Origin of the sequence: Sulfurovum xiamenensis, assembly GCF_030347995.1 — a bacterium.
Lineage (GTDB): Bacteria > Campylobacterota > Campylobacteria > Campylobacterales > Sulfurovaceae > Sulfurovum > Sulfurovum xiamenensis.
On the sequence record NZ_JAQIBC010000002.1, the window covers coordinates 313184 to 326645 of the forward strand.

General features: G+C 38.0%; 13 protein-coding genes. 7 read left to right on the forward strand and 6 right to left on the reverse strand.

All coding sequences use genetic code 11. The features are described from left to right. Nucleotides 1-75: 75 nt before the first annotated feature. On the forward strand, nt 76-1374 hold the full coding sequence (locus PF327_RS04680) for a DEAD/DEAH box helicase (RefSeq protein ID WP_289401519.1): 1299 nt from the start codon (nt 76-78) through the stop codon (nt 1372-1374). A 5-nt stretch (nt 1375-1379) separates the two neighbouring features. Here PF327_RS04680 and cls read toward each other — a convergent pair whose 3' ends face one another. After that, a complete protein-coding gene (gene cls / locus PF327_RS04685; RefSeq protein WP_353049148.1) occupies nt 1380-2786 on the reverse strand; it encodes a cardiolipin synthase in 1407 nt (468 codons plus the stop codon). A 150-nt stretch (nt 2787-2936) separates the two neighbouring features. Then, the gene (locus tag PF327_RS04690; protein WP_289401520.1) at nt 2937-3587 is read right to left on the reverse strand and encodes an Hsp20/alpha crystallin family protein; all 651 of its coding nucleotides are present in this window, start codon (nt 3585-3587) and stop codon (nt 2937-2939) included. A 166-nt stretch (nt 3588-3753) separates the two neighbouring features. Between PF327_RS04690 and PF327_RS04695 the strand changes: the two genes are divergently transcribed. Further along, nucleotides 3754-4917, forward strand: a complete 1164-nt coding sequence (locus tag PF327_RS04695; RefSeq protein WP_289401521.1) for a DUF819 family protein — start codon at nt 3754-3756, stop codon at nt 4915-4917. Between the two features lie 6 nt (nt 4918-4923). Further along, entirely contained in the window at nt 4924-5991 is a 1068-nt protein-coding gene (locus tag PF327_RS04700; protein WP_289401522.1) for a dipeptide epimerase, read from the forward strand. A 48-nt stretch (nt 5992-6039) separates the two neighbouring features. Here PF327_RS04700 and PF327_RS04705 read toward each other — a convergent pair whose 3' ends face one another. Continuing rightward, on the reverse strand, nt 6040-6531 hold the full coding sequence (locus PF327_RS04705; protein ID WP_289401523.1) for a hypothetical protein: 492 nt from the start codon (nt 6529-6531) through the stop codon (nt 6040-6042). Nucleotides 6532-6649: 118 nt separating this feature from the next. On the opposite strand from PF327_RS04705, the gene PF327_RS04710 reads away from it, so the two are divergent. From PF327_RS04710 to PF327_RS04725, 4 genes are read left to right on the forward strand one after another with little or no spacing between them, the layout of a single operon-like run. Further along, the gene (locus PF327_RS04710) at nt 6650-7510 is read left to right on the forward strand and encodes a metal ABC transporter solute-binding protein, Zn/Mn family (protein WP_289401524.1); all 861 of its coding nucleotides are present in this window, start codon (nt 6650-6652) and stop codon (nt 7508-7510) included. Nucleotide 7511: 1 nt separating this feature from the next. Continuing rightward, nucleotides 7512-8300 carry a metal ABC transporter ATP-binding protein gene (locus tag PF327_RS04715; RefSeq protein ID WP_289401525.1) on the forward strand — a complete coding sequence of 263 codons (789 nt, stop codon included), beginning with the start codon at nt 7512-7514 and terminating at the stop codon, nt 8298-8300. Further along, a complete protein-coding gene (locus tag PF327_RS04720) occupies nt 8297-9097 on the forward strand; it encodes a metal ABC transporter permease (protein ID WP_289401526.1) in 801 nt (266 codons plus the stop codon). The genes PF327_RS04715 and PF327_RS04720 overlap by 4 nt, the downstream gene beginning before the upstream one ends. Before the next feature lies 1 nt (nt 9098). Beyond that, nucleotides 9099-9284: a hypothetical protein gene (locus PF327_RS04725; protein WP_289401527.1), complete on the forward strand. Its 186-nt coding sequence runs from the start codon at nt 9099-9101 to the stop codon at nt 9282-9284. 28 nt (nt 9285-9312) lie between these two features. Here the strand turns inward: PF327_RS04725 and PF327_RS04730 are convergent, their stop codons facing one another. The 3 genes from PF327_RS04730 to PF327_RS04740 form a co-directional block, all read right to left on the reverse strand. After that, nucleotides 9313-11298, reverse strand: a complete 1986-nt coding sequence (locus PF327_RS04730) for a putative bifunctional diguanylate cyclase/phosphodiesterase (protein ID WP_289401528.1) — start codon at nt 11296-11298, stop codon at nt 9313-9315. Next, nucleotides 11288-12178, reverse strand: coding sequence for a type 2 periplasmic-binding domain-containing protein (locus PF327_RS04735; RefSeq protein ID WP_008242603.1), 891 nt, complete (start codon nt 12176-12178; stop codon nt 11288-11290). The genes PF327_RS04730 and PF327_RS04735 overlap by 11 nt, the downstream gene beginning before the upstream one ends. An 81-nt stretch (nt 12179-12259) precedes the next feature. Continuing rightward, entirely contained in the window at nt 12260-13342 is a 1083-nt protein-coding gene (locus PF327_RS04740) for an SO_0444 family Cu/Zn efflux transporter (RefSeq protein ID WP_008242602.1), read from the reverse strand. Between the last annotated feature and the right edge of the window lie 120 nt (nt 13343-13462).

Here is a 13462-nt window from a genome sequence, read left to right on the forward strand (position 1 = left end):
TGGTTATGATGTGGTTCTCATTTTTGCTATAATGGCAACAAAACTATTTAATTTTTATATCACTACTCTATAGATTTGAAAGGAAATATCATCAAATCATTTGAAAAACTCAATTTACATCCCGATATTTTAAAAGCCATAGCTCATGCAAAGTATGAGCAAACAACGATCATACAGAACAAGGTCATACCCCCGGCACTTAAAGGCGCAGACATACTTGGTGCATCAAAGTCCGGTACGGGAAAAACAGCCGCCTATGTATTGCCCCTGCTCAATAAACTGCAGAAAATCGTAAAACATGACCAAAAAGTTGTGAGAGCGCTGATCATTGTTCCTACGATCGAGCTTGTAGACCAGGTCTCTCGTACAATCAACGATTTTAGCAGATATCTGGATATTAAGAATGTAAAGATTCAAGGTGGGATACACAAGAGTGCACAACTTGAAAGGCTCTCCCAGGGAGCTGACATTATTGTTGCTACACCAGGAAGATTACAAAACTTCATAGAAGATAAAAAGATCAACCTCGATTACATCAATACTGTGATCTTAGATGAAGCAGATACGATGCTTGAACTTGGGTTTCTAAGTGAAATACAAGGCATACTCAAGCATTGTGTGCAACCCAAACAGACTATGATGTTCTCTGCAACTATTTCACAGAATATTAAAAAACTTGCGAAAGAGTTTTTACGTGACCCGGCTATAGTAGAAGTAAGCCAACGAAGGGATGTTGTTGATTTCATTGCACACAGAGCCTATAAAGTTGATAAAGCCAGAAAAGCAGAACTAACAGCAAAACTCATCCAGGATATGCACTTAGATCAAGTCTTGTTATTTGCCAGTACAAAAGAGTCTGCCAATAAGATCTATGAATACCTAAGAAGTCAAAATATACGTACCTCCATTATACACGGTGATCTTACAAGAGGTGCCAGAGCAAAATCCCTGGCTCTTTTGAAAAGCGGGAAAACACAGGTTTTGGTAGCCACAGACATTGCGGCTAGGGGTATAGATATCAAAGAACTCTCTATGGTCATTAATTATGACATGCCTGAAGGGACGGATGACTTTACACACCGTGTAGGAAGAACCGGTAGAGCGAACCATAAGGGATCGGTCATTTCTATTTTAACCACGAGAGATTATGATGTTTTCTCTAAAATGGAAAGAAATTTACGCCTGAATATCAAGAGAGAGATCTATCCAGGTTTTGAACTGACAGACAAACAGCCAAGACAAAAGCAGCCAAAGAAAAAGTCACTGATCGAGAGAAAAGGAAAATTTGACTTTCATAAACAAAAGATGCAGAAGAAAAGTGCGCAAAAAAAGAGCGCTCAAACAAAGAAGAAGCAACCAGGACGAAAAAAATAAAAATATTACAGTAGTGGTGCAAACACTTTCATCACATTTTCAAAAGCTTCACGCAGTTTAGATGGCTTTTCCATTCCTCTACTTGAATGGTTTATCAATCCATTCATCCAACTTTCAATACTCTCTATAAATTGTGGAGAGTAGACAAATGTGACCACCTCATAATTCAAAAAAAGACTGCGATTGTCAAAATTGACCGATCCTACCATACCACCGACATTATCAAAAAGTATGGCCTTTGCATGCAGCATTTCACCTTCATACAAAACCACGTCCGCACCTATCTCATCGAGTTCACGCATATATGCACTTCTTCCCATATCCGCCAGGAGATGATCAGAATTTTTAGGGGTGATCAACTTGATATCAACCCCTTTATGATGGGCTATGACTAATGCCTGTATCATATTTTCATCTGGTACAAAATAAGGGGTGACGATCCAGATACGTTTTTTCGCATTATAGATAGCATTCAAAAGTGCCTCATAAAGTGCATCGGTTGGAATATCCGGACCTGAGGGAACCACTTGTACCCTACTCTCTCCCTCGCATGACTCTTCTATCTTAAGCTCTATGTTCTTCTCTTCTTTGGTCGCATAGATCCAGTCATTTTGAAAAATATGATAAAAATGGTAAACAGAAGGTCCCTTCAAACAGTAAAGCAGGTCTTCCCAGCGTTTAGTGCCATCCGCTTCTCCCATATATTCATTACTCAGGTTCATACCGCCGCTGAGCAGTGTTGTCTGATCAAAGAGATAAATTTTGCGATGGTTGCGAAGATTAATATAGTTTTGAAAAGGTCTTTTCAGGATTGGGGTAAAAAATGCCACCTCCCCGCCCGCTTTTTTTAATGCTTTAAACCCTTTTTGATTGAAGCTAGCCCCTAGAGAGCCCACCAGGTCCATAAGCAATCGTACCTTTATTCCCTCTTTGGCCTTTTCTGTCAATGCGTCCAACACTGTCTGGGTCATTGTATCAAACTGAAAAATATAGGTACAGATATCGATACTCTGTTTTGCCTGACCGATCTCTTTGAGTAGTCGATCATACGCATCTGTATTATTCGTAATCAGTTCAAAGCTATTTCCTGTTGTTGCAGGAGGCATCCCGTTTTTCTGCAAAAGATTTTGAAAAGCATGATGTGCATCATCTGATTCATGAAGGGGATGTTCACAGGCATGATCAAACTTCACATATTCTTTTTTATGTTTCCCTTCACGCTTTCGTATACCGATAAGAAAATAGAGCGGTACAACAATGTAAGGTAAAAAGAAAATAGACAACATCCATGAGATCATACTGGTAGGAGAGCGTTTTTGATAGAGAATATGACTGAGTGCAGAGAAAACAAAAATACCGGCAAGTATAACCAGAAAATAAGTACTGATAAACTGTAAAGGTGTAACGTCGATGGGTGACTCCTCTCTGAATACGTTTTGAAAATCTCAATCCTTTTATGGATTGATTATAACATAAAGAGAAGTTTTGAAAGCAAACTTTTATAAGTATCAAACAGAATTATCGAGAGATACAAGCCTCTGGCCTGGATCTCTTATGATCCATTAAACCTGTGAACTTGTATGTGGTACTTTGATCTTTGTTCCATTGTTTTCAATTTTCTCTTTGATTTTTTCTGTTTCTGATCTCTCATTAGGCTTTTTCACCTCTTTTCCATTTCCTGCAGGCTGTGCAAGACTCTTTTTCTTCTGAAGTGTTAAAACAAGCAAGCCATTTTTATATTCGCTTTTTAAACTTCTGGGATCTGCATCTTGGGGTAATGTTTCACTGCGTTGTATCATGCTCACGTAATGCTGTTGCATTTTCATATTCGGCTCATTACTCTTCTTGACCGTATCTACCGTTGCTTTTAAATGTAAAATACCGTCATTAATGGAAATATCTATCTGATTGTTTTGATTTTCGGGTATTTGCGTATGGTACTCATAATGGGTACCTTTGTCTTCCAATAAAGTGGCTGTTCTCGTACGATTACCGGGGATGAATGTTTGTTTGGTAGGGTAATTCCAGAGTTTAGTACGTTGATTCATACGTTCTTGCATACGTTCAAAAACCTTATCCATCTCTTTTTGCATCTGATACATCTCTTTAAAGATATCATCTCCAAATGGATCATCGAAAAAAGGATCATTTGCCTGTAGCGAAACCATGGTCATAAAAGGCAGAAGAAACAATGAAATTTTTTTACTGAACATGTAGTGCTCCTTACATAGAATATAGTGATCATAAAAGTATAAAAAAGGTAGGTTAATCGTTTTTTAATACCCATTCCACAAGTAAAGCACCACCCATAGCTATTATCTCCAAGGCATTCGCTATAATACAGATCAAATGATTGATAGTTTATATTGAGGGTTGTAGATGATCGAAGATGGATTCACTTATGTTGCTTTACTAGTAATGATAGGCTCTGCCATCGTATATACTGAGAAGAAGAGCCGACATAAGCTCTTTACTTATCTCCCCTCTATCGTCATACTCTATTTTGTCGTCATGCTTTTTTCTACCTTTGAAGTATGGCATAAATCTGAGTCAGTCACCCTAACCTATACGTTTCTGAAGTCCTACCTGCTCCCGGCGATGATCTTTTTAATGTTACTATCTGCAGATATGAGAGAGATCTTTAAACTGGGTAACAAGATGTTATTCACTTTCTTTTTAGCCTCTGTAAGTATCGCCATCGGATTCATAGGTACTTTTGCTCTGTTCCATACCTACTTTGAACCTGATGCATGGAAAGCATTTGCGGCACTTTCAGGCTCGTGGATGGGAGGCACAGGAAATATGGTCGCGATACAAGGTGCCTTGGATCTCCCTGACTCTGCTATGGGATACACGCTGCTCATCGATTCCATTGACTATGCCATTTGGGTGATGATACTGCTTGCACTGGTACCCTTTGCCAAAACGTTTAACCTATGGAGTAAAGCCGATACTTCCGTGATAGATGAAGTAGGAGAAAAACTGGCCCATAATAATGCGCATAAAAAACCCGTGACATTTTTTGCCCTTTTTATTTTATTGAGTAGTGCCCTGTTCGTATCTGTAGGTGCACAGATTGGAGCATCATTCCTCCCGACTACTTCATTTCTTACGGCAACGACGTGGGTGGTCATCATAGCCACATTGTCAGGCATACTTTTTGCTATCACACCTTTAGCGAAGCTGTCAGGCGGTTCAGAAATGGCAAATATGATGCTCTATCTTATCGTGGCACTCATCGCTTCACGGGCCAATTTCTCCGAACTCACCGAAGCACCTCTTTATATCATTGCAGGTTTTGTCATCATCGTGATACATGGTAGTATCATGATACTCTTTGCCAAACTCTTCAAACTTGATCTTTTCTCTTTGGGTGTGGCTTCTTTAGCCAATATAGGCGGTGTGGCATCTGCTCCCATTTTAGCATCTGCCTACTCTAAAGCACTCATACCCATAGGTGTGCTAATGGCAATGATGGGATATATCATAGGAACATTTGGAGGACTCATGGTAGGCAAGATATTAAAGATAATTGCAGGATAGAAGAGAATGAAGATAAAAAATATACATATACGCACACTCAAAGCTCCGCTTAAGAAGCCCTTTATCACCTCGTTACGCCGTGTAGAGTCACTTGAAGATATAGTGGTCATCATTGAATGTGATGATGGTACCGTGGGGGTTGGTGAAGGTGCTCCCACACCTGTCATTACAGGCGAGACCATGGGCTCTATGATCGCTGCTGTCGAGTATATCAAGCCATTTATCATAGGTCTTGATATAGAAGAGTTTGATGTTATATTAAATAATATACACACATCCATTCTGAAAAACACTACGGCCAAATCTGCCCTTGAGATAGCACTTTACGACTTGAAAGCCAAATCTCTCAAGCAGCCTCTTTATCAAATGCTTGGTGGTACAAAAAGAAATTTCAAAACGGATATTACCATCAGCATGGGAGACATTGACAAAATGGTGTCAGACAGTCTTAATGCGGTGAATCTGGGCTATGATACACTGAAGATAAAAATAGGAGATGATCCCAAAAAAGATGTGGAACGCGTCATTGCTATACATGAGGCACTGGATAAGAATATCACACTAAGACTTGATGCAAACCAGGGCTGGACAGCAGAAGAGAGTGTAGATCTCTTATATGCTTTGGAAAAACAGGACATTATCGCTGAGTTCATAGAACAGCCAGTTGCAGCAGATGATATAGAGGGACTTCGTTACATCAAAGAGAGAGTCCAGACCCCCCTACTTGCAGATGAGTCCATATTTTCTGTTAAAGATGCAAAAAGACTACTAAAGCTAGAGGCGATAGACTATGTCAATATCAAATTGGCGAAGACAGCAGGTATCACGCAAGCTTTGGCATTGGCAGATCTCTCTAAAACATTCGGTGTCAAATGTATGATCGGATGTATGCTTGAAGGTCCCATCTCTGTAGCTGCCGGAGTTCATGTCGCTTCTGCCAAGGCAGATATCATTACGATGCTTGATCTGGATGCTGTGAGTTTATTGGCTTCTCATCCCGTAAAGACATCCATTGTTTTTAATGAAAGTGAGATCAGGCTCTCTGAAGATATTGGCTTAGGCGTATTGTATTAGATAAGGTAGATGATCTCTCTTGCCCGCAATCTATACTCTCAACCCAGACTATAAGTATTCGATCTCTCCAAGTTTGGTAAAGAATACTTTATTGAATGCTTTCTCCTCTCTGATGTCAATGTATTTTTCCACCATGGTAAAAATAATTTCCTGGATCGTGTAGGATGTTGTTTTAACCTCTGTTTGGACACAGTAGCTGGATTTTCCACCGTGCATACGTACATTGGACATGAGGATCTCTGCAAATTGTTCTCCACCCTCCATGTCTGTGGACTGGCAAAGAAGTACATAGATATTATTGGTTTTATCGATCTCATACAAAATATCAGTTTGACGCTTCCACTTATCAAGGAGGTTCTCCAGTTTCAGATCATCAGATGAAAATAGGATCATTGTAAAGGACAACCCCTCTTTACGATCCATAAGATAATAAAGAAATTCCAGTGTACTTCTTAATCTATCCATCATTTTTTGTGCTAATTTAATTTCATCTTCATGAAATGACAGGTCATTTTTGTTTCTTCTTTCAAATGTAAGCATACTATACCTTTCGCATTACGATAATAAAACTGTATTATTTTCAATTATAACAAATTTATATAAATTTTTCACTACGCAATACACTAAGATATCATTACACTTTCGCTATAATATCTGCATGAAAAAGATCACGCTAATATTTTTACTATCAACTACATATATATTTTCTAATATCAATGCTGTGGTAAGCATTTTACCTGAACAGACATTTGTCAAAGCGATAGGAGGCGATAAGGTGAATGTATCCCTTATGGTAGAGCCTGGTAATTCACCACACACCTATGAGCCAAAGCCTTCACAGATGGTAGAGATCGCAAAAGCACATCTTTATTTTGCCATTGATGTGGAATTCGAAGATGTTTGGCTATCTAAATTTAAAAACCTGAACCCTAATATGCAGATCATTGGTCTTGCAGACAATATCAGTAAAATAGAGATAGAAGCAGAACATGAAGAAGAGACACATGATCATCACAGTGCACATAAACATGAAGGTGAAGATCCTCACATCTGGACAGCCCCTGCCAATGTCAAGATCATCGCACAAAACATTTATAACGCTTTAAAGAAAGAAGATCCTGAGAACAGTGACTACTACAAAAAAAACCTTGATAGGTTTTTAACTTCTATTGATGAGACTGATCAAGAGATCACCGACATACTTTCACCTTTAAAAGAGGGCGAGAAGTTCATGGTATTTCACCCCTCCTGGGGCTACTTTGCTAAAGCCTATAATCTAAAACAAATAGCTGTAGAAGTGGAAGGTAAAGAGCCCAAGCCCAAAGAACTGATACATCTACTCGAAGAGGCAAAAGAAGAGAAAGTCAAAGCCATTTTTACCCAACCGGAGTTTTCAGATACTGTTGCCAAGATCATTGCCAAAGAGTTACAAATACCTGTAGTGAAAGTATCACCCCTGGCACCCAACTGGTCTGAAAACCTCATAAATATCGCCAAAGCGATCGCAGGTAAGCACTAAGATGTCAGTCATTGATATCAAAAATGTTTCATTTGCTTATGACAAGCAGATGATCTTGGAAAACATTAACCTAAATGTAGAAGAGAAAGATTTCTTAGCCATCATTGGCCCAAATGGCGGAGGTAAATCTACCCTACTCAAACTCATTTTAGGTCTCCTTAAACCCCAAAAAGGTTCTATCTCTGTCTTAGGTAAAGCACCATCAAAGAGTCTTACACAAATTGGCTATGTTCCACAAAACACAAATGTGAACACTGACTTTCCTATCAAGGTCATTGAAGTGGTCATGATGGGACATGTGGGAGGCAAAAAACCTCTCTTTGGTTACGGTAAAGAGGAAATACTCTGTGCTATGGGTGCCTTGACTCAAGTAGGTATGGAGAACTTTGCCCAAACCAAGATAGGAGCACTCTCCGGCGGACAGCGTCAAAGAGTGATGATAGCCCGTGCTCTCTGTGCACATCCTCAAATACTCATACTGGATGAACCAACATCAAGCATAGATATCTCAGGACAAAAAGAGATCTATGAGTTGATCAAAAAACTCAATGAAAGTATTACCATACTGGTAGTCAGCCACGATATCTCTGTCATATTGGAATATGCGAACAAAGCAGCCCATGTTAATAAAAGTCTCTCCTATCACGACATTTCAGACAAAACAAAGACCTTCCATACTCATGGTTATGAGGACCATTTCTGTGAAGTAGAGCTGCTGCAAATGTTAGGCCGTGAGAACTGCGACAGTTGTGAACCGGAACCTACACCAAAATGGAGAACAAAAAAATGATAGAAGCGCTCCAGTTTGAATTTATGCAGCATGCACTTTTAGCAGGGTTACTGGTTAGTTTTGCTGCGGGTATCATCGGATCGCTCATTGTGGTCAATCGTATGGTCTTTTTGGCAGGAGGCATTGCACATACCTCTTATGGAGGTATCGGTCTTGCTGTCTATTTCGGATTGCCTATTTTTCTGGGTGCTTCCCTCTTTGCCGTAGGCGCTGCCCTGCTTATAGCAGGACTGACACTCAAAAAACGTCATCGTATGGATACCTTTATCGGGCTTATCTGGGCAGTGGGTATGGCGATCGGTGTGATATTTGTTGACCTTACCCCCGGATATAATGTAGATCTTATGAGTTATCTTTTTGGTTCTATACTGGCAGTAAGTTCTGAAGATCTCTACTTTATGAGTGCTTTACTTGTACTTATACTTATGGTTATCACCTTCTGGTATAGAGATATTTTAGCCGTCTCCTATGACAGCGAATATGCAGGTCTACGTGATGTCAATGTCAGATTTTTCTACACACTCATATTGATACTCTCAGCACTTACGGTTGTCATAGCCATTAAAGTGGTAGGACTGATCCTGGTCATAGCAATGCTTACCATTCCCGTATATATCGCAGAAAAGCTCTCAAGCTCTCTGTTTTCTATGATGTTCCTCTCAGGAGCCATTGCAACACTTTTTACACTTGTGGGCTTATGGTTCTCCTATACCTATAATCTGACCTCAGGTGCTTCTATTATTATCGTATCTGCTGTTTCTCTGGGTACTTTTTTACTTTTTCATAAAGAAAAATAAGATGCTAAAAATGATCACTCTGGCTTTTTTACTGCTTCTATGTTTCACTGCATGCTCACCTCGTATAGGTGTAGGTGTGGGAGGAGCCGTCGCGTCATCTGACAGTATCGCTACTACAGAAGTATATGCAGACAGTGAAAGCGGTGTCCATGGAAGTGTTTCTATGGGTACAGTTTTGGGGCTTTAAAGTTTTATCCCCCCCCCTTGACTATATATCATTCAATACTTTTCTCTTTATCAGACTCTCTAGACTGATAATAGGATTCAAATGCTTTACCATCCAAAGCTTTTGAATAATAATATCCTTGTATCATATCACATCCTATTTCTTTAAGATACTCTACCTGATATGCTTCTTCTACTCCTTCTGCGATAGTCGTCACATCTATGGCATGTGAAAGATTTATGATCGCATTCAATAAATGAACGGGTTTTTTATCTGGTGTAATTCCATCAATAAAACTTTTGTCTATCTTTATCGAAGAAATGGGTGTATCTTTCAAATACGTTAATGAGGAATACCCTGTTCCAAAATCATCCAAACGGAAAGTCATACCATCATGCTGCATTTTATTCAACATTGCCATAGTGGTTTCTCTATACTGCATTAATGTATATTCTGTGATCTCTAAACTTATTTTTTTTATATCTACATCATATTTTTTTATAATGGCATTCATCACATCATAAAAATTGGTTGCATGCATATGCTTGACAGAAAGATTAATAGACATATTAACATCGATCCCATTCTTCGACCATTCTTTTTGCTGTTTACATGCTCTATCAAATACCCATACCCCTATTTCTTTCACGCAACATCCTTTTTCAACAAAAGGAATAAATTCAGTTGGATAAATTGTCCCTTTGACTGGATGTTCCCAGCGTATCAATGCTTCCACAGCTACTACTTTCCCACTGCTAATGTCAATAATAGGCTGATATTTTAAACTAAATTCATTATGTTCAAAAGCATATCTAATCTCTTTTTCAAGTTCTATCTCTAATTGAATTTTCTTTCCAAGCTCTATTGAGAAGAAAACGACCCTATTACGTCCTTCGTGTTTCGCCTGATACATTGCTATATCTACATTTTTAAGCAAAGTTATCACATCATTACCATCTTCAGGATACATCACACCACCAATGCTCATACCGATAATAATATCATTTCCTTCTATATGGAATGGTTCTTTAAATTTTGCAATTAGTTTCTGAAGTTTCAGAAAAATATCAACATTATTGATTGTATCAATAATGATTAGAAACTCATCACCACCCAATCGTCCAATATGATCTAGTGTGCGTATCTCAGATTGTAATACTTTAGCTATCTCTTTTAACAGTAGATCACCTATATCATGACCATAATTGTCATTGACCTTTTTAAAGTGGTCAAGATCGATCATTACTACAGCAAAAGGATGTTTATTTTTTTTTGCTTCAATGATCTTTTTTTTCAAGATCTCTTCAATTGCCTTTCGATTATATACACCTGTTAAAGTATCAAAATAGGCAAGTTCTTTTAACTCTTTTAGATTATTCTGTAAATTTTGGGAGAGATGATTAAACTCCCGTATGTAAAATTTTGGAATTCTCTGGACAATTCCACGTAAAAAATCGTCGACGATCATGATCGGCTTCATGATAAGATTTTTAATATAGAGTAAATAAAATATTACTACCCCGATAAAAAAGAGTAATGGATAGATAATCTGTACTCCAATACGCTGTTGAACACTATTAGTTATATATTTTTTGTCCATCTTTACATACATACTATAATGAACTATATTATCATGATCGATCACTTTAATATCTGAACGTAACAGATCTATATTCGATATATTATCTGTATTCAGTTGACGTAAAGAGATAGTATTTTCCTCTTTGAAATAATTCTTTTCATATAAATAATCTGATGTACGTAAAAGTGTGCCGTCCTCTTTAACTACATAAATCTCTTTGATCATACGTGATCCTGCTTTTTGTCGATCAAGATACGCTTTTAGGTTAATCGTATCTTGATTATTTAGTATCGCTTTAATATCAAACTTCATATCCGACACTGATTCTCGTAAATTATCGATCATAATAGTATGGATATGTTTTACGGTCTGGGTATAATGTAAAAGTATCGTTATAACAAAAAATCCAACAAACAATACTATGAATGTCAAATTTAATTTTTTAAAACTCATCTACCGGTTCCAATATATTGTGGGCTGGAATGTGATGTAATTCCAGCTGCTTCATAAGAGGTAATGAACGGTCATCATAGATCCACTGTATAGAAGTAAGTGCCTGCAAAAACGCATTTTTATCTTTATAATTAAAGTAGATCTGAACCGTGGAAAAATACTCTTCCGGGTCTTCTTTTAAATGATTCAATGCTTTAGAGATCAATTTGTTCAATACGGCCAGTTCTTCTGCATATTTTTCTCTTGTTTTCAGATCGGTATAGAGTGCATCCATCACAAAAAAAGAGAGATTTTTTGTCGTATCCACTACTTTATATCCATTTTTTTTCAACAGAATGTCATAAGGTGTATAGGTAATGATAAGTGTAGGTTCATCTTTCATTTCAAGCATGGAACTATTATCTGAATCTTTATTGATCAAGTGTAACACTGATAGGTTAATACCATATAACTCTGTAAAATTATCAAGCAATACTTTATTGACACTATCTATCTCTAAATAGACATTTATTTTTTGAGCCTTTTGCAATGTTTCTATATCACGGTTTCCCATGATAACATCTCCGCCAATAGAACGATCAAGTAGTATTATAGGCTCTAAATCTGGCGTTTTTTTCTGCATTTGTTCAAATTCATATTGTGTTCCGGTAAATGCATTGACAAAACCTGATTCATACATTTGCATATTTTCAGAGAGTGAAACCACATTAACGATTTCTATGTTGTGATCTTTCAGCCACCCTTTTTGTTGCATATAAAAAAATGGAGAATAGCCGATCCATAAATTTGTAGAGATACGTAATGGCTGAGAAATAGAAATGGTACAACCGATTACTATAGAAAATATAACAAAAGCAAACACTATAAAGTTATTTTTCAATATTGTCAACCTTTTGAAACGAAAGGATTATTGTGTATAATAAAATATAATATTTACTATTGTATCTATTTTATCTTTAATCTATCTAGCTTTTCGTATGAGAAGAAGATACCCCACAAGCCCCCACAGTATTATAGAACTCCCTATCGCGACTATTCCTGATTCTTCCTCTATATGCACTAAAGAAGCAGGATTGATCTCAGATGTAGAAAAGATATAGTCCAATCCTAAGCCAAACACAATGCTCCCCACAATGATACTTCCCAAATAGATCGTAAGCGAGCGTGTTCCAAGCATTTTTTTTACTACCCCTATGGTCACGGTATTGGTTGCAGGACCTGCAGAGAGGAAGACAAAAGCTGCTCCTGCACTCACACCTGAGAGCATCAACCCGGCAGCGATAGGCAAGGATGCCGTAGCACAGACATACATCGGCACCGCAATCGCTATCACAATGATATAAGAGAGCCATGAATACTCTATAAGGATATCGCTGATGCTTTGAGGGATCGCTACGCTGATCAGTGCACCCAAAAGCAGACCCCACATAAGCGGCTTGGCAATGTCACCTAAAAGGGTAATAAAAGCATACCGTAAGGCACCCGTGAGCCAAAAACTTTTTGTTTCTGTCGCGCAACATGAAGCTGACTCAGAGCAACAGCTTTCCTCTTCTTTTTTTGCCATAGAAAATACAGGAGAGAAGGTATTAGGTGCTTTCACAGCAGAAAATGCAGGTTTTACGGCTGCCACCTCTTTATCAAAAAGATTGGCCAGAATACCTGACACCATTGCTATGATCATAGAAGTAATGACACGGTAAATCGTAAATATCCATCCAAATATCCCATAGGTTGCCATAATAGAATCTACTCCTGTTATAGGTGTGGATATCAAAAATGAAAGTGTCGATCCTTTGCTTGCACCACTCTTTTTAATACTAGTCGCCAAAGGGATCACCCCACATGAACATACAGGCAGGGGAATACCAAAAAGCGTGGCTTTGATCACAGAGAATATATTGCCTTTCCCTAAATGTTTGGTTACAAGGGTATCGGGCACAAACTCATGCAAAATACCTGCAAATATCAGACCAAAAAGTATGTAGGGAGCCATCGCATTGCTAAGCTCTATCAGTGCAGTGATAAATTCAGTGATGTATTCCATAGATTTCCTTAAAATATTTATACATGTATAACTTTATTCCCATAAATAAAACCTGAAAACATTTGTATATCATTATATCTTGTATCCAAGGTCAGTGACTCAAAAAGACTCTAAAATTTA

Excerpts from the sequence above, each read along its gene's own strand:
- PF327_RS04695 (WP_289401521.1), top strand. The coding sequence starts at position 3,754 with ATGATCGAAGATGGATTCACTTATGTTGCTTTACTAGTAATGATAGGC.
- PF327_RS04725 (WP_289401527.1), top strand. The coding sequence starts at position 9,099 with ATGCTAAAAATGATCACTCTGGCTTTTTTACTGCTTCTATGTTTCACT.
- PF327_RS04710 (WP_289401524.1), top strand. The coding sequence starts at position 6,650 with ATGAAAAAGATCACGCTAATATTTTTACTATCAACTACATATATATTT.
- PF327_RS04715 (WP_289401525.1), top strand. The coding sequence starts at position 7,512 with ATGTCAGTCATTGATATCAAAAATGTTTCATTTGCTTATGACAAGCAG.
- PF327_RS04700 (WP_289401522.1), top strand. The coding sequence starts at position 4,924 with ATGAAGATAAAAAATATACATATACGCACACTCAAAGCTCCGCTTAAG.
- PF327_RS04690 (WP_289401520.1), bottom strand. The coding sequence starts at position 3,587 with ATGTTCAGTAAAAAAATTTCATTGTTTCTTCTGCCTTTTATGACCATG.
- PF327_RS04740 (WP_008242602.1), bottom strand. The coding sequence starts at position 13,342 with ATGGAATACATCACTGAATTTATCACTGCACTGATAGAGCTTAGCAAT.
- PF327_RS04720 (WP_289401526.1), top strand. The coding sequence starts at position 8,297 with ATGATAGAAGCGCTCCAGTTTGAATTTATGCAGCATGCACTTTTAGCA.
- PF327_RS04730 (WP_289401528.1), bottom strand. The coding sequence starts at position 11,298 with ATGAGTTTTAAAAAATTAAATTTGACATTCATAGTATTGTTTGTTGGA.
- PF327_RS04705 (WP_289401523.1), bottom strand. The coding sequence starts at position 6,531 with ATGCTTACATTTGAAAGAAGAAACAAAAATGACCTGTCATTTCATGAA.